The sequence below is a fragment of the Streptomyces angustmyceticus genome (assembly GCF_040701845.1).
Lineage (GTDB): Bacteria > Actinomycetota > Actinomycetes > Streptomycetales > Streptomycetaceae > Streptomyces > Streptomyces angustmyceticus_A.
In genome coordinates this window covers 42,138-65,787 of the sequence record NZ_JBFBHQ010000014.1, presented here as the reverse complement: position 1 = coordinate 65,787, position 23,650 = coordinate 42,138, and the positions used below count along the sequence as shown (strand labels likewise).

At 73.4% G+C, this 23,650-nt stretch carries 20 protein-coding genes; 13 read left to right on the top strand and 7 right to left on the bottom strand.

Annotation, left to right across the window (positions count from 1 at the left end):
- The first annotated feature begins 83 nt into the window (after positions 1-83).
- The 6 genes from scy (at position 84) to AB0411_RS25350 (ending at position 9,976) form a co-directional block, all read left to right on the top strand.
- Positions 84-4,334: a polarized growth protein Scy gene (scy, locus tag AB0411_RS25375; protein ID WP_366419574.1), complete on the top strand. Its 4,251-nt coding sequence runs from the start codon at positions 84-86 to the stop codon at positions 4,332-4,334.
- 113 nt (positions 4,335-4,447) lie between these two features.
- Complete coding sequence (locus tag AB0411_RS25370) at positions 4,448-5,386, top strand: cellulose-binding protein (protein ID WP_366419573.1); 939 nt, start codon at positions 4,448-4,450, stop codon at positions 5,384-5,386.
- Between the two features lie 164 nt (positions 5,387-5,550).
- Entirely contained in the window at positions 5,551-6,591 is a 1,041-nt protein-coding gene (locus AB0411_RS25365; RefSeq protein ID WP_366419572.1) for an ABC transporter ATP-binding protein, read from the top strand.
- A gap of 3 nt (positions 6,592-6,594) precedes the next feature.
- On the top strand, positions 6,595-7,368 hold the full coding sequence (locus AB0411_RS25360; RefSeq protein ID WP_366419571.1) for an ABC transporter permease: 774 nt from the start codon (positions 6,595-6,597) through the stop codon (positions 7,366-7,368).
- 182 nt (positions 7,369-7,550) lie between these two features.
- The gene (locus AB0411_RS25355) at positions 7,551-8,810 is read left to right on the top strand and encodes an ABC transporter ATP-binding protein (RefSeq protein ID WP_366419570.1); all 1,260 of its coding nucleotides are present in this window, start codon (positions 7,551-7,553) and stop codon (positions 8,808-8,810) included.
- Positions 8,811-9,097: 287 nt separating this feature from the next.
- A complete protein-coding gene (locus tag AB0411_RS25350) occupies positions 9,098-9,976 on the top strand; it encodes an ABC transporter permease (protein WP_366419637.1) in 879 nt (292 codons plus the stop codon).
- A gap of 69 nt (positions 9,977-10,045) precedes the next feature.
- Here AB0411_RS25350 and AB0411_RS25345 read toward each other — a convergent pair whose 3' ends face one another.
- On the bottom strand, positions 10,046-10,393 hold the full coding sequence (locus tag AB0411_RS25345) for an ATP/GTP-binding protein (RefSeq protein WP_366419569.1): 348 nt from the start codon (positions 10,391-10,393) through the stop codon (positions 10,046-10,048).
- Positions 10,394-10,577: 184 nt separating this feature from the next.
- Between AB0411_RS25345 and AB0411_RS25340 the strand changes: the two genes are divergently transcribed.
- A complete protein-coding gene (locus AB0411_RS25340) occupies positions 10,578-11,627 on the top strand; it encodes an LLM class flavin-dependent oxidoreductase (RefSeq protein WP_366419568.1) in 1,050 nt (349 codons plus the stop codon).
- A 174-nt stretch (positions 11,628-11,801) separates the two neighbouring features.
- On the opposite strand, the gene AB0411_RS25335 is transcribed toward AB0411_RS25340, so the two are convergent.
- A complete protein-coding gene (locus tag AB0411_RS25335; protein WP_030080104.1) occupies positions 11,802-12,194 on the bottom strand; it encodes an SCO5389 family protein in 393 nt (130 codons plus the stop codon).
- A 249-nt stretch (positions 12,195-12,443) separates the two neighbouring features.
- On the opposite strand from AB0411_RS25335, the gene nucS reads away from it, so the two are divergent.
- Positions 12,444-13,106 carry an endonuclease NucS gene (gene nucS / locus AB0411_RS25330; protein WP_366419567.1) on the top strand — a complete coding sequence of 221 codons (663 nt, stop codon included), beginning with the start codon at positions 12,444-12,446 and terminating at the stop codon, positions 13,104-13,106.
- Positions 13,107-13,191: 85 nt separating this feature from the next.
- Here nucS and AB0411_RS25325 read toward each other — a convergent pair whose 3' ends face one another.
- From AB0411_RS25325 to AB0411_RS25310, 4 genes are all read right to left on the bottom strand, one after another.
- On the bottom strand, positions 13,192-15,837 hold the full coding sequence (locus tag AB0411_RS25325; protein ID WP_366419566.1) for an ATP-binding protein: 2,646 nt from the start codon (positions 15,835-15,837) through the stop codon (positions 13,192-13,194).
- A gap of 334 nt (positions 15,838-16,171) precedes the next feature.
- Complete coding sequence (locus AB0411_RS25320; RefSeq protein WP_086718276.1) at positions 16,172-16,495, bottom strand: STAS domain-containing protein; 324 nt, start codon at positions 16,493-16,495, stop codon at positions 16,172-16,174.
- A gap of 147 nt (positions 16,496-16,642) precedes the next feature.
- Positions 16,643-17,491 (bottom strand): 3-hydroxyacyl-CoA dehydrogenase family protein, encoded by an 849-nt coding sequence (locus AB0411_RS25315; RefSeq protein ID WP_366419565.1) that lies wholly within the window; start codon positions 17,489-17,491, stop codon positions 16,643-16,645.
- A gap of 155 nt (positions 17,492-17,646) precedes the next feature.
- Positions 17,647-18,288: a TetR/AcrR family transcriptional regulator gene (locus tag AB0411_RS25310; protein WP_366419564.1), complete on the bottom strand. Its 642-nt coding sequence runs from the start codon at positions 18,286-18,288 to the stop codon at positions 17,647-17,649.
- A gap of 80 nt (positions 18,289-18,368) precedes the next feature.
- On the opposite strand from AB0411_RS25310, the gene AB0411_RS25305 reads away from it, so the two are divergent.
- Genes AB0411_RS25305 through AB0411_RS25295 form a run of 3 tightly spaced genes read left to right on the top strand, consistent with a single transcriptional unit; the run spans position 18,369 to position 20,529 of the window.
- Positions 18,369-19,151: an ABC transporter ATP-binding protein gene (locus tag AB0411_RS25305; RefSeq protein ID WP_366419563.1), complete on the top strand. Its 783-nt coding sequence runs from the start codon at positions 18,369-18,371 to the stop codon at positions 19,149-19,151.
- A 9-nt stretch (positions 19,152-19,160) separates the two neighbouring features.
- Positions 19,161-19,946 carry an ABC transporter permease gene (locus tag AB0411_RS25300; protein WP_366419562.1) on the top strand — a complete coding sequence of 262 codons (786 nt, stop codon included), beginning with the start codon at positions 19,161-19,163 and terminating at the stop codon, positions 19,944-19,946.
- A gap of 10 nt (positions 19,947-19,956) precedes the next feature.
- Positions 19,957-20,529, top strand: coding sequence for a cob(I)yrinic acid a,c-diamide adenosyltransferase (locus AB0411_RS25295; RefSeq protein WP_366419561.1), 573 nt, complete (start codon positions 19,957-19,959; stop codon positions 20,527-20,529).
- Between the two features lie 28 nt (positions 20,530-20,557).
- Here the strand turns inward: AB0411_RS25295 and AB0411_RS25290 are convergent, their stop codons facing one another.
- Positions 20,558-21,142, bottom strand: a complete 585-nt coding sequence (locus tag AB0411_RS25290) for a hypothetical protein (RefSeq protein WP_366419560.1) — start codon at positions 21,140-21,142, stop codon at positions 20,558-20,560.
- A gap of 172 nt (positions 21,143-21,314) precedes the next feature.
- Between AB0411_RS25290 and AB0411_RS25285 the strand changes: the two genes are divergently transcribed.
- Positions 21,315-22,550, top strand: coding sequence for a sensor histidine kinase (locus AB0411_RS25285; protein WP_366419559.1), 1,236 nt, complete (start codon positions 21,315-21,317; stop codon positions 22,548-22,550).
- Entirely contained in the window at positions 22,547-23,239 is a 693-nt protein-coding gene (locus AB0411_RS25280; protein ID WP_366419558.1) for a response regulator transcription factor, read from the top strand. The genes AB0411_RS25285 and AB0411_RS25280 overlap by 4 nt, the downstream gene beginning before the upstream one ends.
- The last annotated feature ends 411 nt before the right edge of the window (positions 23,240-23,650 follow it).

Genomic DNA, 23,650 nt, shown 5'->3' with positions numbered 1-23,650 from the left:
GGTACGACGTGACGTGTACGGGACGAGCACCGCAGGACCGGAGACGGCCGCCACCATGACCAGGGGACGGATGGGACCGCGCAGTGCGGGGCAACGACCGCTACGAGGCTGACGACCACCTCTCGCAGTTCGAGGCCGAGATGGAGCGGCTGAAGAGCGAGCGGGACAAGGCCGTCCAGCACGCCGACGACCTCGGCTACCAGGTCGAGGTGCTGCGCGCCAAGCTGCATGAGGCGCGCCGCAACCTCGCGACCCGTCCTGCCTACGACAACGTCAGTCATCAGGCCGAGCAGCTGCTGCGCAATGCGCAGATCCAGGCGGACCAACTGCGTACGGACGCCGAGCGCGAGCTGCGCGAGGCACGGGCGCAGACCCAGCGGCTGCTGCAGGAGCAGGCCGAGCGGCAGTCCCGGCTGGAGGCCGAGCTGCACGCCGAGGCGGTCACCCGGCGCCAGCGGCTCGACGAGGAGCTCAACGAGCGCCGGCAGACCGTCGAGTCGCACGTCAACGAGAACGTCGCCTGGGCCGAACAGCTGCGGGCCCGGACGGAGTCGCAGGCCCGCCGGCTGATGGAGGAGTCCCGCCGGGAGGCCGAGCAGGCGCTGTCGGCCGCGCGGGCCGAGGCCCAGCGGCTGGCCGAACGCGCCCGCGAGCGGCTCGGCACCGAGGCCGAGGAGGCCCGCGCCGAAGCGGAAAGCATCCTGCGCCGCGCCCGCACGGACGCCGAACGGCTGCTGAACGCCGCCTCCAACCAGGCCCAGGAGGCCACCGATCAGGCCGAGCAGCTGCGGACCAGCGTCGGCACCGAGTCGGAGGAGGCCCGCCGCCAGGCCGCGGAGCTGACCCGTACCGCCGAGGCCCGCGTCCAGGAGGCGGACAAGGCGCTGCGCGACGCCCGCGCCGAGGCCGAGAAGCTGGTCGAGGAGGCGCAGCAGAGCGCCACCAAGCGGCTGACGGCGGCCGAGTCGGACAACGAGCAGCGCACCCGTACGGCCAAGGCGGAGATCGCCCGGCTGGTCGGCGAGGCCACCAAGGACGCCGAGGCGCTCAAGGCCGAGGCCGAGCAACTGCGCGAGGACGCCCGCGCGGAGGCCGACCGGCTGATCGCCGAGGCGGAGGAGACCGCCCGCTCCAAGGCGTCGGAGGACGCCGCGGCCCAGCTGGCGAAGGCCGCCCGCACCGCCGAGGAGGTGCTGAACAAGGCCTCGGAGGACGCCAAGGCCACCACCAAGGCGGCCGCGGAGGAGGCCGAACGGCTGCGCAGCGAGGCCGAGTCCGAGGCGGACCGGCTGCGCGAAGAGGCCCATGACACCGCGGCCCAGCTCAAGGGCGCGGCGAAGGACGACACCAAGGAGTACCGCGCCAAGACCGCCGAACTCCAGGAGGAGGCGCGGCGGCTGCGCGGCGAGGCCGAGCAGCTGCGCGCGGACGCGGTCGCCGAGGGCGAGCGGATCCGCAGCGAGGCCCGCCGCGAGGCCGTCCAGCAGATCGAGGAGGCGGCCGGGTCCGCCGAGGAGCTGCTGGGCAAGGCCAAGGCCGATGCCGAGGAGACCCGTTCGGGCGCCGTCGCGGAGAGCGAGCGGGTGCGGACGGAGGCCATCGAGCGGGCCACCGCGCTGCGCCGGCAGGCCGAGGAGGCGCTGGAGCGGGCCCGGTCCGAGGGCGAGGAGCTGCTCACCGAGGGCGCCCAGGCCGCGGAGATGGTGACCACCGAGGCCGAGGAGTCCGCCGCGCGGCTGCGTGCGGAGGCCGAAGCGGCCGCGGAGGAGCTGCGGGCCGGCGCGCAGGCCGAGCTGGACCGGCTGCACGGCGAGGCGGAGGAGAAGGTCACCGCCGCCGAGCGGACGCTGCGCGACGCCCGCGCGGAGGCGGAACGGCTGCGCCGGGAGACCCAGGAGGACGCGGCCCGGCTCAAGGCCGAGTCGGCGGAGCGGCGCCGGACGCTGCAGCAGCAGGCCGAGGAGGAGGCCGAGCGGCTGCGCGACGAGGCCGCGTCCGACGCCTCGTCGGCCCGCGCCGAGGCCGAGTCGGTGGCGACGCGGCTGCGCGGCGAGGCGTCGGCCGAGGCGGAGCGGCTGAAGTCGGAGGCGCAGGAGACCGCGGACCGGGTGCGCGCCGAGGCCGCGACGGCCGCGGAGCGCACCGGCGCGGAAGCGGCGCAGGCACTGGCCGCTGCCCAGGAGGAGGCCGCGCGGCGGCGCCGGGAGGCCGAGCAGCTGCTGGGCGAGGCCCGCGAGGAGGCCCACCAGGAGCGCACCGCGGCGCGCGAGCAGAGCGAGGAGCTGCTGGCGTCGGCCCGTACCCGGGTGGGCGAGGCGCAGGAGGAAGCCGAGCGGCTGGTCGAGGAGGCGGACCGGCGCGCGGGCGAGCTGGTGGCGACGGCGGAGCAGACCGCGCAGCAGGTGCGGGACGCGGTCGCGGGGCTGCACGAGCAGGCCGGCGAGGAGATCGCGGGGCTGCGTTCGGCGGCCGAGCACGCCGCGGAGCGCACCAAGGCCGAGGCGCAGGACGAGGCGGACCGGGTCCGCAAGGACGCCTACGAGGAGCGGGAGCGCGCCTCGCAGGACGCGGCGCGGGCGCGGCAGGAGGCCCAGGAGGCCACGGAGGCCGCGAAGTCCCTGGCGGAGCGGGCGGTTTCCGAGGCCATCGAGGAGGCCGACGCACTCCGCACGGAAGCCGCCGGGGTGCTCGACGAGGCGCGCCGGGACGCCGACTCGGCGCGTACGGAGGCCGCCGAGCAGGCCGACCGGCTGGTGGCGGAGGCGACCGCGCAGGCCGAGAAGCTGGTCGCGGACGCCACGGCGAAGGCGCAGCAGCTGCGCACCGACGCCTCGGACGCGCTGGCCGCGGGCGAGCAGGACGCGGCGCGGGCCCGTGCGGAGGCGCGCAACGACGCGAACCGGATGCGCTCGGACGCCGCCGAGCAGGCCGACCGACTGGTCACCGAGGCGCGCGCGGAGGCCGAACGGATCGTCACCGAGGCGACCGAGCTGACGTCGTCGGCGCAGGACGACGCGGACCGTACGGTCCGGGAGGCCCAGCAGGCCGCCGAGCGGCTGCGGGCCGAGGGCGAGCAGCAGGCACAGGCCCTGGTGGCGGAGGCGACCGAGGCGGCGGACCGGCTGCGGGCCGAGGCGGCCGAGACGCTGGAGAAGGCCCGTCTGGACGCCGAGCGGACCGGCGACCAGGCGCGCGAGGCGGCCAACAAGACGCGTTCGGACGCGGCCGAGCAGGCCGATCAGCTGATGTCGGAGGCCGCGACCGAGGCGGAGCGGCTGCGCACGGAGGCGGCGGAGACGACCGCGGACGCCGAGCGGGACGCGGACCGCACCCGGGCCGATGCCCGGGAGCAGGCGGACCGCATGACCGCGACGGCGACCGCGGAGGCGGACCGGCTGCGGGCGGAGGCGGCCGAGACGGTCACCGCCGCGCAGGAGCACGCCACCCGTACCCGCGCCGAGTCCGCGAAGATCAAGGAGGACGCCGAGGCGGCGGCCGAGCGGACCCGCGCCCAGGCGCAGCAGGAGGCGGACCAGCTCCTCGACGAGGCACGGAAGGACGCCGCCAAGCGCCGCGGGGACGCGGCCGAGCAGGCGGACCAGCTCGTCGCCAAGGCCCAGGAGGAGGCGCTGAAGGCCGCCACCGCCGCCGAGGAGCAGGCCGACACGATGGTCGGCGCGGCCCGCAAGGAGGCCGACCGGCTCCTGGCGGAGGCGACGTCGGACGGCAATGCCCGGGTGGAGAAGGCCCGCGCCGACGCGAACACGCTGCTGGAGGAGGCCCGCCGCGACGCCACCGGCATCCGGGAGCGCGCCGAGGAGCTGCGCCAGCGGATCGAGTCCGAGGTCGAGGAGCTGCACGAGCGGGCCCGCCGGGAGTCCGCGGAGACGATGAAGAACGCCGGCGAGCGGGTCGACAAGCTCATCGCGCAGGCCACGGCCCAGCAGGTGGAGGCCGAGGAGAAGGCCGACCGGATGGTGGCGGACGCCAACAGCGAGGCGAGCAAGGTCCGGATCTCGGCGGTGAAGAAGGCCGAGGGCCTCATCAAGGAGGCGGAGAACAAGAAGGCCGCGGCGGTGCGCGACGCGGAGCGGATGCGCACCGAGGCCGAGGCGGAGGCCGCCCGGATCGTGGACGAGGGCAAGCGGGAGCTGGAGGTCCTGGTGCGCCGGCGGGAGGACATCAACGCCGAAATCTCCCGCGTGCAGGACGTGCTGGAGGCCCTGGAGTCGTTCGAGGGACCCGGTGGAAACGGGGAGGGCAAGGGCGGCGGGGTGAAGGCGGCCGCGGGCGCGGGGGCAACTCGTTCGAGTGGCAAGCAGTCTGAAGGGTAGCCACTCAAATGAGGGGTCATTCTCCAGATCAAACGGGCAATGACTCGATGACACGCCGTTGTGACCCCTAGGATTCTCCTTATCACCTCACCGGTCTCTTCGACAGGAACCCCATGAGCGACACTTCCTCCCCCTTCGGCTTCGAGCTCGTGCGGCGTGGGTACGACCGCGGTCAGGTGGACGACCGCATTACGAAGCTCGTCGCCGACCGCGACAGCGCGCTGGCCCGCATCACGTCGCTGGAAAAGCGGATCGAGGAGCTGCACCTCGAGACGCAGAACGCCCAGGCGCAGGTCAATGACGCCGAACCGTCCTACGCGGGCCTCGGAGCACGCGTGGAGAAGATCCTCCGTCTCGCCGAAGAGGAAGCGAAGGATCTGCGCGAGGAGGCCCGCCGGGCCGCCGAGCAGCACCGCGAGCTGGCCGAGTCGGCCGCCCAGCAGGTCCGTAACGACGCCGAGCAGTTCGCCACCGACCGGAAGGCGAAGGCGGAGGACGAGGGCTCCCGGATCGTCGAGAAGGCCAAGGGCGAGGCGGCCGCGCTGCGTGCCGAGGCGCAGAAGGACGCGCAGTCCAAGCGCGAGGAGGCGGACTCCCTCTTCGAGGAGACCCGGGCCAAGGCGGCGCAGGCCGCGGCCGACTTCGAGACCAACCTCGCCAAGCGCCGTGAGCAGTCCGAGCGCGACCTGGCCTCGCGTCAGGCCAAGGCCGAGAAGCGCCTCGCGGAGATCGAGCACCGCGCCGAGCAGCTCCGCCTGGAGGCCGAGAAGCTGCGCACGGACGCGGAGCGCCGGGCCCGCCAGACGGTGGAGACCGCGCAGCGTCAGGCCGAGGACATCGTGGCGGACGCCAACGCGAAGGCGGATCGTATCCGCAGCGAATCCGAGCGCGAGCTGGCGGCGCTGACCAACCGCCGCGACTCGATCAACGCCCAGCTGACCAACGTCCGCGAGATGCTGGCCACGCTGACCGGCGCGGCGGTGGCCGCGGCCGGCGCCCCGGGCGACGACGAGACCGCTTCCCACGGCGTCCCCGCCCAGCAGACCCGCTGACCTCCCCCGGCTATCGCTGGGAGGTCCCCCCAGGCAGGTTCCGAAACGGTCCCGCGCCCCCGTACCGCCTCTGCGGCGGTGTGGGGGCGCGGTGCGTACGGGGGGTCAGCCGGGCGGCCCCGCCCCGGTGGCAGGGGCCAGGGAGCGCGCCTAGCGTGCTGTACATGATCGAGCTCGAGGGGCTGACCAAGCACTACGGCGACAAGGTCGCCGTGGACCACCTCACCTTCACGGTGCGGCCCGGCATCGTCACCGGTTTTCTCGGGCCCAACGGCGCGGGCAAGTCGACGACCATGCGGATGATGCTCGACCTGGACAACCCCACGTCGGGCACGGTCCGGATCGACGGCAAGCACTACCGGCAGCTGCAGGACCCGCTGACGTACATCGGGGCGCTGCTGGAGGCGAAGGCGGTGCACGGCGGCCGGAGCGCCGCCAACCATCTGCTGTGCCTGGCGCAGAGCAACGGCATTCCCCGCAGGCGGGTCGGCGAGGTGCTGGACACCGTGGGGCTGACCACGGTCACCAAGAAGCGGACGAAGGGTTTCTCGCTCGGGATGAGCCAGCGGCTGGGCATCGCCGCGGCGCTGCTCGGCGATCCGCAGGTGCTGCTCTTCGACGAGCCCGTCAACGGCCTCGACCCCGAAGGCATCCACTGGATCCGCACCCTCATGCAGAATCTCGCGGCCCAGGGCCGGACGGTCTTCGTCTCCTCGCATCTGATGAGCGAGATGGCGGTGACCGCCGAGCACCTGATCGTGATCGGGCAGGGCCGGCTGATGGCGGACACCTCGATGAAGGAGTTCATCCGCCAGAACTCGCGGTCGTACGTGCGGATGCGGTCCCCGGAGCAGGAGAAGCTGCTGGATCTGCTGCACGCCGAGGGCATGCAGGCGGTGGCGGCCGGCAACGGCTCGCTGGAGGTCGACGGGGTGCCGGCGGAGCGGCTGGGCGAACTGGCCGCCCGGCATCAGCTGGTGCTCCATGAGCTGAGCCCCCAGCAGGCGTCCCTGGAGGAGGCGTTCATGCAGCTGACGGCGGAGTCGGTGGAGTACCACGCGCACGACGGCGAACCGGTGCCGGCGCAGGCCGGAGGGCCGCCGGCGATGCAGCACCCGGGACAACCGCAAGCGGCCGGGGCGCGGCCGGGCGAGCCGCAGCCGACCGGCTGGGGTGCGGACTGGCAGAAGAAGAAGAGGAGCTGACGGATGGCGGCGGTCGGGCAGGTCATTCGGTCGGAGTGGACCAAGATCAGGTCGGTGCGGTCCACGGTGTGGACGCTGGGCATCGCCGTGGTGGTCACCATCGGGGTCGGCGTGCTGATCTGCAGCCTGACCAGCAGCGACTTCAACTCGATGCCGGCCAGGGCCCGGTTGGCGTTCGACGCGACCAACATCAGTTTCGCCGGGATGGGGCTGGGCCAGCTGGCGATGATCGTCTTCGGTGTGCTGGTGGTGACGAACGAATACAGCACCGGCATGATCCGCGCCTCGCTGGCGGCCGTACCGCAGCGCGGCACCTTTCTGTTCTGCAAGCTGCTGGTGGCCACCGCGCTGGTCTTCGTCGTCGGCCTGGCGACCAGCTTTGTGACGTTCTTCGCCGGGCAGACGGTGCTGGGCGACCTGCGGGCGTACATCGGCGATCCGGGCGTGCTGCGCGCGGTGATCGGCGGCGGGCTCTATATGACGCTGATCGCGCTGTTCTCGATGGGCGTGGCCACGATGCTGCGCAGTCCGATGCTGTCGCTCGGCATTCTGATGCCGTTCTTCTTCCTCATCTCCAACATCCTGGGCAATGTCCCGGCGACCCAGAAGATCGGACGCTTTCTGCCGGACCAGGCGGGTTCGAAGATCATGCAGGTGGTGACGCCCGCCAACAGCGATGTGCCGTACGGCCCGTGGGGCGGGCTGGCCATCATGATCGCCTGGACCGCCGCGGCGCTCGTCGGCGGCTACGTGGTCCTCAAGCGGCGGGACGCCTGACCGGCCGGGCGCACTCCCGGCCGCGTCCGGGGCAGCCCGCCCGGCGGGACGGCAGAGCCGCGGCCCGGCGGGGCGAGGGGAACTGGGGGAATTGACGGGAACCGTCAACCGCCGGATAGCCTCCTAACCCTCACGGGGGCACGAGGGCGCCTCTGCCCCGACCATCTCGCGAGGGGCGGAGAATGATCGAGGCAGTCGGCCTGACGAAGCGCTACGGCGCCAAGACGGCCGTGCACAACCTGTCGTTCCAGGTACGGCCGGGCACGGTGACCGGCTTCCTGGGGCCCAACGGCTCCGGCAAGTCGACCACGATGCGCATGATCCTGGGCCTGGACGCACCGACCTCGGGACGGGCCACCATCGGCGGCCGCCCCTTCCGCAGCCTCCCCAACGCCTCGCGCCAGGTGGGCGCACTGCTGGACGCCAAGGCCGTGCACGGCGGGCGCAGCGCGCGCCAGCATCTGCTCTCCCTCGCCCAGTTGTCCGGCATCCCGGCCCGCCGGGTCGACGAGGTGCTCGGGGTGGTCGGTCTGCAGGACGTCGCGGGGCGGCGTTCCAAGGGCTTCTCGCTCGGCATGGGCCAGCGGCTGGGCATCGCCGCGGCACTGCTCGGCGATCCGCAGGTGCTGCTCTTCGACGAGCCCGTCAACGGCCTCGACCCCGAAGGCATCCTCTGGGTGCGCAATCTGATGAAGCAGCTGGCGTCCGAGGGCCGGACGGTCTTCGTCTCCTCGCATCTGATGAGCGAAATGGCGCTGACCGCCGAGCACCTGATCGTGATCGGCCGCGGTCAGCTGATGGCGGACATGCCGGTCAAGGACTTCATCTCGGCCAACTCCGCCGATTTCGCCCGGGTGCGCACGCCCGACACCGAGCCGGAGCAGCGCGAGAAGCTGACCGCCGCGCTCGGCGAGGCGGGCGGGCAGGTCGCGCCCGAGCCGGACGGCGCGCTGCGGGTGACCGGCCTGCCGCTCCCCCGGATCAGCGAGCTCGCGTACCGGGCCGAGGTCCGGCTGTGGGAGCTGTCGCCGCACCAGGCGTCGCTGGAGGAGGCGTACATGCGGATGACGCAGGGCGCCGTGGACTACCGCTCGACCAGCGACCCGCGGGGCGGCCTGCCGGGCGCCCCCGCCGGGTACGCCCAGGGGATGGCGGGCGGCCCGGGCCACCCGGCCGGTCAGCCCGGCCAGGTTCCGGCCGGTGTCCCCCAGGGGCAGCCGAACCCGTACGCCCAGCAGGACCCGTACGCCCAGCAGGCGCCCGGGGCCGCTCCCGGGCCGGGCTACCCGCCGCCCGCGCAGGCCCAAGGTCACCCGTACGGGGCACCCGCGTCCTACGGTGCGCCTCACCCGTACGGGCACCAGCCCGCCGCGCCGATGCCGCCCGCGGCGCCCGCCGCCCCCGCCGACCAGCCCATGCCGCACCACGAGGAAGCCCGATGACCAGCCCTCAGCAGCCGCAGCCCCAGCCGCAGCCTGAGCGCGGACCCCACGACACCGGCGCGCAGGAGCAGCCGGTGCCGGCCGCGCCGCCGATGCCGCCCACCGCCCCGCCGGCGCAGCAGGGCACCCCGCCCCAGGCGCCGCCCGCCGCCCCGGAACAGCCGGCGCAGCAGCCGCCGGCGCAGCAGCCCGCGCCCGCCAAGGAGGCGGGCACGATGATGCTCCAGGCCCAGCAGGCACCCCAGCCGCTCGCGGCACACGGACCCGGCAAGGACGCCGGCACGATGATGCTCCAGGCACAGCAGCCCCCGGCCCAGGCCCAGGCCCAGGCCCCGCAGCCGGCCGTCCCCCCGCACCCCCAGCAGGCCTACGCCGGCGGCCCGGGCGGCTATGTCTCGCCCATCCCCGTGCGCCCCACCCACCTCGGCCATGCCCTGGCCTCCGAGTGGACGAAGATCCGCTCGGTGCGCTCGACGATCTGGACGCTGGGCGTGATGCTCCTGCTGATCGTCGGCATCGGGCTGCTGGCCTCCCTCGCGGCGGGGTCCGACCGCGAGATGGACCCGCTGCTCGGCGTGGGCTTCGTCGGCGTCCTGCTCGGCAGCCTGTGCGTGATCACCCTGGGGGTGCTGTCGATCTCGTCCGAATACGGCACCGGCATGATCCGTACGACGCTGACCGCGAGCCCCAGCCGGGTAAGGCTGCTGACCGCGAAGGCGCTCGTCTTCTTCACCCTCGCGCTGGTGCTCACGACGATCGCCACCACCGTGGTCGCCCTGCTCGACAGCGCGATGCTCAACGGTCCCGCGCCGACCACCGACCAGTGGCTGCGCGCCACCCTCGGCGCCGGGCTGTACGTCGCGCTGCTCGGTCTGCTGGCGCTGTCCGTCGGCGCGCTGCTGCGGCACTCGGCGGGCGCCATCAGCACGATGATGGGCGTGGTGCTGCTGCCGATGCTGCTGGCGCTGTTCCTGCAGGGCGAGAGCCTCAAGGACGTCCAGCGGACCCTGATCGAGTACTCGGTCCCCAGCGCCCTCGCGGCGCTGTACGACATCCCGTTCCTCAGCACCGGCCCGTCCGGCTGGACCCCCGTGTGGATCCTCGCCGGCGTGACCGCGGTGGCGCTGGGCGGCGCCTACGCCGCGATGCTGCAGCGCGACGTCTGACGCCGCGCCCACGGCTCCCCCGCAGAGCCCGTCCCGCCGCCCCGTCCGGGGTGCCGGGGCGGGCTCTGTTCAGTACCGGGGCGCGTTCCGGGACCGCTGGAGCCGTGCGCCGCGGCGGTCGCGCGCCTTCCAGCAGGCCTTGTGCCAGTGCCGGCGGTCGTCGACGTCGCCGTGCTGCGGCCAGGCGACGACATGCGGCATCCCGGGCGGGATCTCCTGGTCACAGCCGGGGCAGCGGTAGTGCTTGGCCGCGCCGCCGCCCCCGACGGGCCGCACGACCCAGTCCTCGCCGCGCCACTCCTCGGTGGTCTCCCAGCCGCCGCCGAGGGGAGGCGCCCCCGGCCTGCCGTAGCGGTCACCGCCCGGGCGGTCGATGGGGTTCGCACCGCCGTGCTGGCGGTTTCGGCGCGGGGACACAGAACACCTCGGATAGGTACGGAGTCACGGACTGTCACCAGCGTACGCGGCGCGGTCAGGGGTGGACTCCGCTCGGCAGGATTCTGCGATCATCAGGAAATTTCGCGTCAGGCCGTGCCCTTGGCACGTGTCAGACGTTGTTGCCTGTTGGGGAGTCGCGTCGGCTGCGAGGAGGCAGAGAGCGATGCGCGTTGGGGCTTTCATCCTGGCCGCTCAATTCCCCGGCCAGGGACAGGGGGAAGCACTGCACCGCGCGGTGCGCTCCGCGGAGGTTGCGGAGGAGGCCGGACTCGACGATGTCTGGCTGGCGGAACACCACTTCGTACCCTACGGCGTCTGCCCGAACGCGGCGACGCTGGCCGGGCTGCTGCTGGGGCGGACCCGCAGGATCGGTGTCGGCACGGCGGTCAGCGTGCTGCCCACCCAGCATCCGGTGGCACTCGGTGAGCAGGCGGCACTGCTGCACCTCGCCTCCGAGGGCCGGTTCACGCTCGGCGTCGGCCGGGGCGGCCCCTGGGTCGATCTGGAGGTGTTCGGTTCCGGACTCGACGCGTACGACCACGGCTTCCCGGAATCGCTCGATCTGCTGATGCGCTGGCTGCGGGAGCCCCGCGTCGGCGCGCAGGGCGAGCGCTATACGTTCCGGGAGGTGGCGGTCGTACCGCGTCCGGCGGAGGCGCTCCTCCACCCCGACGATCCGGGGGCCGGTCCTCCGGGACCGCCGGTGGTGGTCGCCTGCACCTCCCCCGCGTCGGTGCGCACGGCCGCCGCGCGCGGGCTGCCGATGCTGCTGGGCATGCACTGCGGCGACGAGGAGAAGGCGGAGATGGTCGCGCTGTGGCGTTCGGCCGCGCGGGAGGCCGGGCTGGACGGCGACGAGGTGGCCGCGGCCGCGCATGTCTCGGCCGGCGTGGTGCAGATCGCGGACGACGGCGAGGCCGCGCGGGAGACCCTGACGAAGGCGATGCCCGGCTGGCTGCGGCAGGGGCTGGGCGCCCATGTGACGGTCGACGGCCGCTATCGCGCGATGCGCGATCCGCTGGCGTACACGGAGTTGCTGTGCGGGCTGCATCCCGTCGGCACGCCGCAACTCTGCGCGGACCGGCTGGCGGCGACCTCGGAGCGTACGGGCATCACGCGCTTCGCGCTGCTCGTCGAGGGCTCCGGCGATCTCGCGGCGACGGAGGAGAACGTCCGCCGGCTGGGCACGGAGGTGCTGGCGCAGGTGGGGTGAACGGGCTGCCCGGTACGGCGGACGGCAGGCGGGAACCGTGGGCGGGTGGCATGGTCCGCGACGCGAACGTGCGGCGCCGTACTGGGGAGGAACCGTCCTCCGGTGAGTGGTGCTGCCGCTGGCGCACCGGCACGGTGCGTGTCACCACCGTGTGCGCAGCGGCAGCAACGTCGTTCAGCAGTCGCGGAGTTCGGGCGACTGGTTCAGCAGCTGGCCCCGGATGGACGTGAAGCGGGCCAGTCGGTCGTCCACCACCGGGTCGAGCGGGAAAACCGCGACACGGTGGCAGTTTTGAAAGGCGAGCCGCACACCGAAGTGGCGCTCCAGCGAACCACGGATGGCGTCACTCGCCAGCGCGCGCAGCAGCTGGCCGCGTGCCTGCTCGTCCGGCGGCGGCGTCTGATTGTCGGCGAACTCTCCGCCGTCCACCTTCAGCTGGGCCACCAGAGAGCTGATCATCCCCCATGCATAGGGCAGGGAGGTCCGGACGCAGTCGACAAATGCGGCTTCGTCGACCTCGCCTCGCTCGGCCTGTTCGAGGAGGGCCGGTGAGACGTCGAGCGACATGAGGTTCTCCTCTCGCGGCCCCGCCGGGACGGACAGGGCCTAGGGACGGGACTAGGGGCTTTGCGACGGAGCGTGTTCGCCTCACAACCCCCCGCTGCAACGGTATGCCGCGCAAGAGGCCCGCACCAGGAGATTGCACATACAACCGGCCATTGGCGAGCGCCGGGGGTGCGGGGATTTCCCCCGTAAAGGTCCGGTGATCCAGGGCGAATCGCGTGGGGGGCCTCCGGTCGAGTAGCGTTTCGCCCCATGCGTCTCGTCATCGCCCGCTGCTCCGTGGACTACGCGGGCCGGCTCACCGCCCATCTCCCCTCGGCCCCTCGCCTCATCCTGGTGAAGGCGGACGGCTCCGTCTCCGTGCACGCGGACGACCGGGCCTACAAACCCCTCAACTGGATGTCGCCGCCCTGCACTCTCAAGGAGGGCGACGGGGATGTGTGGACGGTGGAGAACAAGGGGGGCGAGAAGCTCATCATCACCCTGGAGGAGGTCATGCACGACTCCTCGCACGAGCTCGGCGTCGACCCGGGGCTCATCAAGGACGGGGTGGAGGCGCACCTCCAGGAGCTGCTCGCGGACCGGATCGAAACTTTGGGCGAGGGATACTCGCTGATTCGGCGTGAATACCCCACCGCCATCGGCCCGGTGGATATCTTGTGCCGGGACGCCGACAGCCAGACCGTCGCCGTCGAGATCAAGCGGCGTGGTGAGATCGACGGTGTCGAGCAGCTCACCCGCTATCTCGAACTCCTCAACCGTGACCCGCACTTGGCGCCGGTGAAGGGCATCTTCGCGGCGCAGGAGATCAAGCCGCAGGCGCGCGTCCTGGCCACCGACCGCGGTATCGGCTGCGTCGTCCTGGACTACGACGCCCTGCGCGGCATCGAGGACGACAAGCTCCGGCTGTTCTGACCCGGTGCGGCCCGAGGGGCGGCCGCACACAGCGCGGGGGCCCGGTACACACGTACCGGGCCCCCGCGCTGTGTGCTGCGGACCGTCAGCCGGCCGGGGCGCTCTGCGTGGTGGAGGGCGAGCCGTCCGACGGTGTGCCGCCGCCCGTCGCCGGTGAGCCACCGGACGGGGCCGTGCCGCTGCCGTCGGAGGGCGTGGTGCCGCTGCCGCCGGAGGAGCTGCCGGAGGGGTTGGCGGCCGACTGGGACGGGCTCTGGGTCGTCGGCTTGCCCGTGCCGGGGTCGGCGGTGGGCGTCGGATCCGGCGACGGGTCGGTCGGGTGGTCCGTCGGCGTAGGGTCCGTCGGCTCGTCCGTCGGGGGACGCGTATGGGTCGGCCGGCCGGTGGGCGTGGTGGGCCGCCCGGTCGGCTCGGTCGGGCCGGTCGTCGGGTCCGTGGGCCCGGTGCTGGGGTCGGTGGGCGAGCCGCTGCCGGCGGAACCGCTGGCCGACGGGGACGGGCTCGCGGACCGGACGGGGGTGCCGGGCCGGGTGGTGCCGGGGCCGGCGGGCGGCAGGCTGGAGCCGGTCGCCGGCTCCTCGGCCGGCAGCTCGCCGCTGTCGCCGTCGTCGGTGGTCTGTTCCGTGCTGACCTTGTCGTCGTGGGGGTGTTCGCCGCCCGTCGCCCCGAGGGTGACGACGGTGCCCAGGACGGCCGCCAGCAGCGCACCGGCGCCCGCGGCCACGGCATTGCGGCGCGCCCCGCCGAACACCCGCCGGGCGCCCTTGCCGGCCGTGGTGCCGCCGCCGGCCGCGACCGGGACGGCGGTGGTGGCGGCGGCCGCCGAGGCGCCCCGGGCGACGATCGTGGCCGCCGCCTCCTCGGCGCGCGCCGCCCGCAGCGCGGCGGTCGAGGCGGTGTCGCGCGGCGTGCCGGCCGGCTCCTTCGCCATCTCCGGTTTCCGGGCGCCGGCGCCCGCCGCCTGCGGGAGCACCGTGGTGGCCGCCGCGGCGGCTTCGGCCCGCGAACGGTCGGTGACCAGCGCCAGGGCACGTCGTCCGGCCACCGCGCCGTTGCGGTCGGAGAGCACCCCGCGCAGCCCGATGGACGCCTCCAGTTCGGCGCGCGCCCGGTCGAGACTGCCGGTGCACAGCGCCAGCACGCCCAGCTCGTGGTGGAAGTAGGCCTCTTCGGCGACCTCCCCGGCCAGCCGCGCGGCCTCCTGCCCGTGCCGCAGGCTGCGCTCCCACGCGTTCCAATGCAGGGCGGCGGCGAACGCCGGGGCGGCCGTACGGGCGAGCAGGACGGCCGCGCTGGCGTGCCCGCTCTCCCGGCTGCCGGTCAGGACGCCCATGGCGGCCAGCGCCACATCGGACTCGGCGGCGGCCCGCTCGGGGGTGACCGAGGGGTGGCCGGCCCACCAGGCGTAGTGCTGGGCGGCGGTGTGCGCCCGGGCGGCGGCGCCCTCGGTGTAGCCGGCCGCCTCCAGCTGGTCCTGGACGGTGGCGGCGAGCCGGTAGTGGCTGCCGACCGGGGTGATCAGGCCGCAGTCCAGCAGCTCACCGAGGGCGGCGTCGGCGTGGGTGTCCTGGGCGAGGGCCGGCAGATGCGCCTGGTGGGGCAGCTCGCCGCCGAGCGCGACGGCGAAGCGCAGCGTCTCCTGGGCGGCGTCGCCCAGCCGCGAGGCGAGCAGCGGGGCGGGGGCGGCGGCGTCGCCGAGGGACGGCAACGGCACCTCCGCCCGCTCGCCGGGCTCCTCGGCCTGCTCCGCGGGCTCCCCGGTGCGGCCGGCGGCGGCCGCCCCCTCCTCGGGGAAGAGGCCGTAGCCGTCGTCGAGGGCGCCCGGTCCGGCCTGCAGCCGGTCGCGCTGCCGCAGCAGGGCGGCGGCCTGGACGAACCGCAGCGGCAGCCCCTCCGACTCGAACCAGAGGTCGGCGGCCCAGGCCTCCTCGTCGTCGGTGAGCGGCCGGTCCACGGCGCGCTCCAGCAGCCGGGCGCAGGCCGCGCGGCCGAGGCCGCCGAGGAAGACCTCTTCGAGGTGGGAGCCGGGGCTGGGGGCCGCGACGTCGGGGGTGGCGGCGATCAGGAAGGCGCACTCGGGGGTCGCGTCGAGCAGCTCGTCGAGCGCGGCGCCGCCGAACTCCAGGTCGTCCAGGACGACGATGGCGCCGATCTCGGCGACCATGCGCAGCAGTTCGGGCCGGTCGGGGCGGTGCTGCGGGGCCCGGTACACGGCGGTGAACAGCGCGTGCAGCAGGTCGGTCGTGGTGCGGTGGTACCCGGAGAGCCGGATGACGCCGTCGGGGGCGAGGTCGGCGCAGGCGGTGGCGACGGCGTCCAGGAGCCGGGTGCGGCCCGAGCCGGAGGGACCGGTGACACGGACGGAGCGGCCGCGGGAGAGCAGCCGGACCAGGCGTTCGGTGTCCTCGGTGCGCTCTTCGAGCACGGTCTGCTGTCCGGTGGACCCGGGCGGGCCGGGCGGCACCGGGGGCGCGGCGGCGCGGGCGGCCGCGGCGCGTTCCTGCGGGTCGAGCCTGCCGGGGGCCTCGGGGCGCTCGCCGGGCGGGCAGGGTTCTATTTCGCTGCCGTCGACGGGGTTGACGGTGACGAGGTAGGGGCCCGAGACGAGCCGGACGACGCGGGCGAGGCCGCCGGAGCCGCTGCGCGTGCCGCTCGGGGCGGGGGCCGGCGGCTCGGCAGGACCGCCCTGCTCGCCGTACTCCTCAGGTCCCCGGTGGCTGTTCGGGTCCATGCTGCAAGCTCCCAGATCTGGCGTGCCGACTGCGCTTCCGGCCGTCCGCACTCCCCCGGCTCCGGCAGGTCGTCCTCAGCCGTCGCGTCTGGTCCGGTGCCCGCCGCGGATGACGACATACGGGCGGGAACCGAACCATAGACCTGGAGAGCGGGCCGGTGCACCGCCGGGGGCCGGTCCTGACCGGAACTTCCTTGATTGGTCGGAATCGCGCGGTTTGCGACATTTCTGTCGCCCGGCTCTTCGGTTTTCGTCATGCTCCGGGCGCGATCCTGATCGCCCGGAGGACGCCCCGGCCTGGGCGCGGGACCCGGGTGCGGTCGCCGCGCCCGTCTCACACCCGGGGCAGCGACTCCGCCTCGATGCCGCCCTCGATGGCGAGGATGCGGTGCAGGCGGGTGGCGACCAGCAGGCGCTGCATCTGGGGCGGCACGCCGCGCAGCACCAGCCTGCGGCCCACCCGGCCGGCGCGGCGGTGCGCGCCCATGATCACGCCGAGGCCGGTGGCGTCCCAGGAATCCAGCTCGGTCAGGTCCAGCACGAGATCGCCCCGACCGGAGTCGACGGCGGCATGCAGGGCCGTACGGGCGTCCGCCGCGCTGCGGACGTCGAGGCGGCCCCCGACGACCAGCTCGGCGTGGTCGCCCCTGATGTGCATATGCGCTCCCCGATGTCATGGGTGGTGACGCCTGGACGTCTACAGAACTGACTGCCTCTCATGCGGCGAAGTTGCCGCCTGTAAGCGAACCGATACCGAATTCACCCTTGGGGGTGACCCCAGCGGTCCGATGGGGCTGATGCGGCCTCAGTGCTTGTAGAAGCCCTGCCCACTCTTGCGCCCGATATCGCCCGCATCGACCATTCGCCGCATGATCTCCGGCGGTGCGAACTTCTCGTCCTGGGACTCGGTGTAGATGTTGTCGGTGGCGTGCAGCAGGATGTCGACGCCCGTCAGGTCGGCGGTGGCCAGCGGTCCCATCGCGTGGCCGAAGCCCAACTTGCAGGCGGTGTCGATGTCCTCGGCGCTGGCCACGCCGGACTCGTAGAGCTTGGTGGCCTCGACGACCAGCGCCGAGATCAGGCGGGTGGTGACGAAGCCGGCCACGTCGCGGTTGACGACGACGCAGGTCTTGCCGACCGACTCGGCGAACTCCCGGGCGGTGGCCAGGGTTTCGTCGCTGGTCTTGTAGCCGCGGACCAGTTCGCACAGCTGCATCATCGGCACCGGCGAGAAGAAGTGCGCACCGACGACCCGCTCCGGGCGGGAGGTGGCGGCGGCGATCTTGGTGATCGGGATGGCGGAGGTGTTGGAGGCCAGCACCGCCTCGTCCTTGACGAGCTTGTCCAGCGTCTGGAAGATCTCGCGCTTGACGTCGATCCGCTCGAAGACTGCCTCGACGACGATATCGGCGTCGGCGGCGGCCTCCATGTCGGTCGTGGTGGTGATGCGGGCCAGCGCCTGCTCGGCGTCGGCCGCGGCCAGCTTGCCCTTGGCGACGAACTTCTCGTACGAGGCCTCGATGCCGCCCTTGCCCCGGGCCAGCGCCTCGTCCGTCACATCGCGGAGGACCACGTCCCAGCCCGCCTGCGCGGAGACCTGCGCGATACCGGACCCCATGAGTCCGGCCCCGATGACGGCGAGCTTCTTTGCCACTGCTGTCCCCTCACACCCTGTGCATTTGACGGTCCTGGGTGACGTTAGCGGTCGTGAGCGATCGTTTGGAGGGTAAGAGATGCGCGTCACGTCTCGGATGACGGACATCACACCGCCGGGGTCCGCGGGCGGGGCGCGAACCGGACAGTCCGCCGTCAGTCGGTCGTCCGTACGGCGTAGTTGAGGACCTTTTCACCCAGCAGGTCCGCCATCTCGTCGAGGAGACCGAGGGCCTCCCGGGAGACCTCGGCGGGCTTGCGGCCGTCGAGCATCTGCTGCGAGATCCAGCCCATCAGACTCTGGTGCACCCAGCCGATCTGGCCCGCCATCAGGCCCGGCAGCGGGTCGTCGGCCGCCGCGCCGGTCTCCTTCCGGAGCGTTTCCTCCAGGTTGAGGTGGATCTCCTGCTGCAGGTACCAGAGGCGGGCCTTGAGGGTGGGCGCCCCGTGCACCACGCGCATGAACTGGTCGTACCCCTCCATCAGGCCGACCCGCGGCGAGACCGCCTCCACCTCCTCGCGCAGCTCCCGCAGCACGGCGGCGGCTGCGGACTCCCCGGCCGGGCGGCCGCGGACGAAGCGCGAGAGCCGGTCCAGGATGCCCTCGCTCCGGTCGAAGAAGAGGTCCTCCTTGGCCGGGAAGTAGTTGTAGACGGTGTTCACGGAGACCTCGGCGGCCTCGGCGACCTCCGCGACGGTCACCGCGTCGAAGCCGCGCGCCAGGAACATGCCGGTCGCCACGTCCGAGATGTACTGGCGGGTCTGCCGCTTCTTCCGCTCCCTGAGCCCCTCTGCCATGCCGTCACCCTACCCTTCGCTGGGGCCATTGAATTTTTGGGGGCGTTGCAAGTTTTCAGTGACTCTGTTTTTCTGTGGGCATGCCAGTCATCAACGCGTCCGGGCTCTCCCGGACCTTCACCACCAAACGCGGCACCGTCGAAGCCGTCCGCGGCATCGACCTCGTCGCCGGGCGCGGCGAGATCCTCGGCTTCCTCGGGCCGAACGGCGCGGGGAAGACCACCACCCTGCGGATGCTCACGACCCTGCTGGCGCCCACCGGCGGCACCGCGACCGTGGCCGGCTGCGACCTGGTCCGCGATCCGGCGGGCGTACGCCGCGCCACCGGCTACGTCGCCCAGTCCGGCGGCGTCGACCCCCACGTCACGGTGCGGGAGGAACTGGTCACCCAGGCCCGCCTCTACCGTCTCGGCAAGGCCGAAGCCCTGGCCCGCACCGAGGAGTTGGCCGCCGACCTGGGACTGGCGGAGCTGCTCGACCGCAGGACCGCCGCGCTCTCCGGCGGCCAACGGCGTCGGCTGGACCTCGCGATGGGCCTCACGCACCGCCCCCGGGTGCTGTTCCTCGACGAGCCGACCACCGGGCTCGACCCGGGCAGCCGCGCCGACCTGTGGGACCTGGTCCGCCGGATCCGCGCCGAGCACGGCACCACCGTCTTCCTGACCACCCACTACCTCGACGAGGCCGATGCGCTGGCCGACCGGCTGGTGATCGTCGACAAGGGCGTGGTGGTCGCGGACGACACCCCGCGCGCCCTCAAGCGCCGCCACGCCGGCTCCCCCGACGCGTCCTTGCAGGACGCCTTCCTCGCCCTCACCGGGCGCGGCGCCACGCCGCACGACCCGGCCCCCGTCGCCGTCTAGGAGCCCGACGTGTCCTCGCCCTCGTCCTCCCCGTCCCCCGCGGCCTCGTTCCTCTCCGACACCGCGCTGATCTTCGGGCGGTACGCCCGCCAGACGCTGCGCTCCCGGCTCCAGATGCTCTTCGGCGTCCTGATGCCGCTGCTGTACCTGCTGTTCTTCGGCCCGCTGCTGACCGGCCTGCCGCTGTCCTCGCCCGGCAGCTCCTGGCAGGTGCTGGTCCCCGGGCTGCTGCTCCAACTCGCCCTGTTCGGCGCCTCGTTCTGCGGTTTCGGCATCATCGTCGAGAAGCAGTACGGGGTCGTGGAGCGGATGCGGGTGACGCCCGTGAGCCGGCTGGCGCTGCTGCTGGGGCGGGTGCTGCGGGACGCCGCACTGTTCGTCTTCCAGTCCGCGCTGCTGGTGCTGGCCGCGCTCGCCATGGGGCTGCGGGCCCCGCTGCCCGGCGTCCTCATCGGCTTCGCGTTCGTCGCCGTGCTGACCGCGGCGCTGGCCTCGCTGTCGTACGCGCTGGCGCTGAAAGTCAGCACACCGCAGGAGTTCGGGCCGGTCGTCAACGCCGTCACCATGCCCTCGATGCTGCTGTCCGGGCTGATGCTGCCGATCGCGCTGGGGCCCGAGTGGCTCGATGTGCTCTCGCACGTCATGCCGCTGCGCTACCTCGTGGACGCGGTACGGGCGGCGTTCGTCGGCGCCTACTCCTCCCCGGCGATGCTCCACGGCGTCCTGGTGGCGCTCGCCTCCGCCACGCTGTCCGTGACCTATTGCACCCGGACCTTCCGCAGGTCGGCGGCGTAGGCTCGCTCATATGGTGAATCTGACGCGCATCTACACCCGCACCGGCGACAAGGGCACCACCGCCCTGGGCGACATGAGCCGTACCGCCAAGACCGACGCACGGATCTCGGCGTACGCGGACGCCAACGAGGCCAATGCGGCGATCGGCGTGGCCCTGGCACTCGGCTCGCTCCCCGAGGACGTCGCGGCGGTGCTGCTGCGGGTGCAGAACGACCTGTTCGACGTCGGCGCGGACCTGTCGACGCCGGTGGCGGAGAACCCGGAGTTCCCGCCGCTGCGCGTCGAGCAGAGCTATGTCGACAAGCTGGAGGCGGACTGCGACCGCTTCCTGGCGGAACTGGAGAAGCTCCGCAGCTTCATCCTCCCCGGCGGTACGCCCGGCGCCGCGCTGCTGCACCAGGCCTGCACGGTCGTCCGCCGCGCGGAGCGCTCGACCTGGGCCGCCTTCGAGGAGCACGGCGAGACCATGAACCCGCTGACGGCCACCTACCTCAACCGCCTCTCCGACCTCCTGTTCATCCTGGCCCGTACGGCCAACAAGGAGGTCGGAGACGTGCTGTGGGTGCCCGGCGGGGAGCGCTGAGCCGCCGTCAGCCGGCCCGGCGGGCCCTCTAGCGAAGCGTCTTCTGCTGCGGCCGGGGCGCTTCCTCGGGGACCTCGGTCCGGCCGCGCGGGTCCTTCTTCTGCCAGATGAGGTAGGTCAGCGCGATCACCGCGTGGATGCTGACGATCTTCAGCGCGGTCCCCTGCCACTCGTGCAGCGAGGTCGTGTCACCGCCGTCACCGACGTACGCGATCGCGGCCTGCAGCAGCCCGCACGCGACCACGGCCATCAGCACCGTGCGCAGCCACAGCTTCCCCTCGTGCTTGGCATAGTCGAGTCCGTACCGCTTCACCGGCCGCGGACCGCCGGCGAAGCGGTAGGCGACGTGCCCGTCGACCCACTTGATCGTGTAGTGGCCGTAGGCGACCGTGAAGCCGATGTACACGGCGGCCAGGCCGTGCTTCCAGTCCGCCGGCGCACCGTTCTTCAGGTCGATCGCCGTGACGACCAGCAAGACCAGCTCCAGCAGGGGCTCCATCAGGAGCACCACCGCTCCGGTGCGCGGCATCTTGGCCAGGTAACGCAGCGCCAGACCGAGCGCCAGCAGCACCCAGAAGCCGACCTCGCAGGCGATGATCAGCACGACGATCACGGCTGTCTCCTTTCAGGGCTCTCCACCGAACACCTCAAGCCTTCCAGCGGCCGCCGCCCGTCACGTCGTCGCGCGCGATGATCCGGGACTGCATCTTTCGATGTAGCGCACGACTTACGGCGATGCCCCGGACGTGGACGCACCGGACCCCGCGGCCGTGTTTGATGGAGGGGTGACCGCCCAACCCCACGCCGCCACCGGCCGGCCGCACCGCCTCGATCTGCTCATCGCGGGCGGCGGTCTGCTCGGCGGGCTGCTGCTCTGGGCGATGAATCTGCACGGCGGTCCCTCCCGTCTGGGGCTGCCCCCCTCGCTCACCCTGGTCGCGCTCACCGCGATGGCGGTGGCGGAACTGATGCGCCGCACGGCCCCGATGGCGGCGCTGGCCCTGGCGGTACCCGCGCTGGCGCTGGACATCTGCGCCGGCACCCTGGTCGCCACCGTCCTGATGTTCACGGACGTGGTCTATGCCGCGGTGCTCTACGGCCCGGCGAACGCGGCCCGCCGGATCCCGCTGCACTCCGTCCTGGTCACGGTCCTGGCGGCCATCGCACTGACCGCCCTCTGGCCGGACCCGCAGGTCGTGATGGCCATCATCGGCATCGCGCTGATCGCCATCGCCCCGGCCTGGACCGGCATCATCATCCGCAATCACCGCGACGCCGCGCAGGCCGCACAGCTGCGGGCCGAGCAGATCGCGCTGCTCGCCGAGCGGGACCGGACGCAGGCCGTGATCGGCGAGCGGGCGCGGATGGCCCGCGAGCTGCACGACATGGTCGCCAACCACCTGTCCGCCATCGCGATCCACTCCACCGCCGCCCAGGCCATCGACGACCCGTCGGCGACCCGCGAGGCGCTCGGGGTGATCCGCGAGAACAGCGTGCAAGGTCTGGCCGAAATGCGCCGTCTCATCGGGCTGTTGCGGGACCCCAAGACGGCCGAGGGGGACGAGGAGCCCGCCGCGACCCCCAGCCTGGAGGGGCTGGACGCCCTGATCGACCAGGCCCGTACGAGCGGCGGAAGCAGCGGACTGACCTTCGTCCTGGAGGACACCAGGAGCCCGGACGGTCCCGGGGCCGCGCCCAGGCCGGCGGCACCGGTCGAGCTGGCCGCCTACCGCATCGTCCAGGAGTCGCTGACCAACGCGCTCAAGCACGCCGCGCCCGGCGAGGTGCGGGTACGCCTGGCCCATGACCGCGGCGGGGCGCTCACCGTCGCCGTCCGCAGCCCGTTCGCCGACCGGCCAGGCCCCCGTGCGCCCGGCTCCGGCACCGGCCTGGTCGGGATGCGCGAGCGGACCGCCCTGCTGGGCGGGGCATTCGAGGCCGGCCCGGAGAGCGGGCCGGCCGGCAGAGTCTGGCTGGTGCGGGCAGCGCTGCCCGCCGCCGAGGAGGAAGAGCAACGATGACAGGCGCCGACGCGCAGCCGATCCGGGTTCTCGTCGCCGAGGACCAGTCCGCCGTACGGGCCGGGCTGGTGCTCATCCTGCGCTCCGCCCCCGACATCGAGGTCGTCGGGGAGGCGGAGGACGGCGAGGAGGCGGTGCGGCTCGCCCGCGAGCTGCGCCCCGACCTCGTCCTCATGGACATCCAGATGCCCCGCCTCGACGGGGTCTCCGCCACCCGGCAGGTGGTCTCCGAGAAACTGGCGGACGTCCTGGTGCTGACCACCTTCGACCTGGACGAATACGTCTTCGGGGCGCTGCGGGCGGGCGCCGCGGGCTTTCTCCTCAAGGACAGCGACGCGGCCGCGCTGCTGACCGCGGTGCGCACCGTGGCGTCCGGCGAGGGACTGATCGCTCCCGCGGTGACCCGCCGGCTGATCGCGGAGTTCGCGAGCCCGCGCACCGCGGTCCGGCGGCCCGCCCGGGACGGCGAGGCCCCGGACCCGGCGGTCCTGGACGCGCTGACGCCCCGCGAGCGGGAGGTACTGGGGTGCCTGGGGCGGGGGCTGTCGAACGCCGATATCGCCCTGCGGCTGGCCATGGCCGAGGCCACCGTCAAGACGCATGTGAGCCGGCTGCTGGCCAAACTGGACCTGCGCAGCCGCGTACAGGCGGCTGTCCTGGCCCAGGAGTTGGGGGTGGACGGACCGTAGGGGCGGGACCTGAGGGGAACGGGCGGCCGGGGTGGGAGGGACGGGCCCGGGAGGGTGGCGGACAGGCCAACGGGAGGGGTGGCGCGGCGGTCCCGGGAGGGCTGGCGGACGGGCCGCCGGGGGCGCGCGGCGGTCCCGGGAGGGCTGGCGGACGGGCCGCCGGGGTGGCGCGGCCGCGAGGGGTGGCGCATAGGCCGAGGAGGCGGCACGGCTGGGGGCCGTCGCGCGGCGGCGACGCACGGGGCCGCGGCGGCGGACGCCGTAGGGGCCGGCCGAACACATCCCGTAGGGGACGCACGGCCCCCCTGCGGGGCCACAACCCGGCAGCGGCCGAGGATGTTCCCCGGGCCGTCCGAATCAGGCCACGTTCGCCCTCCCCCAGACTTCGTCCGGGGTGCCCCATCCAGCGAG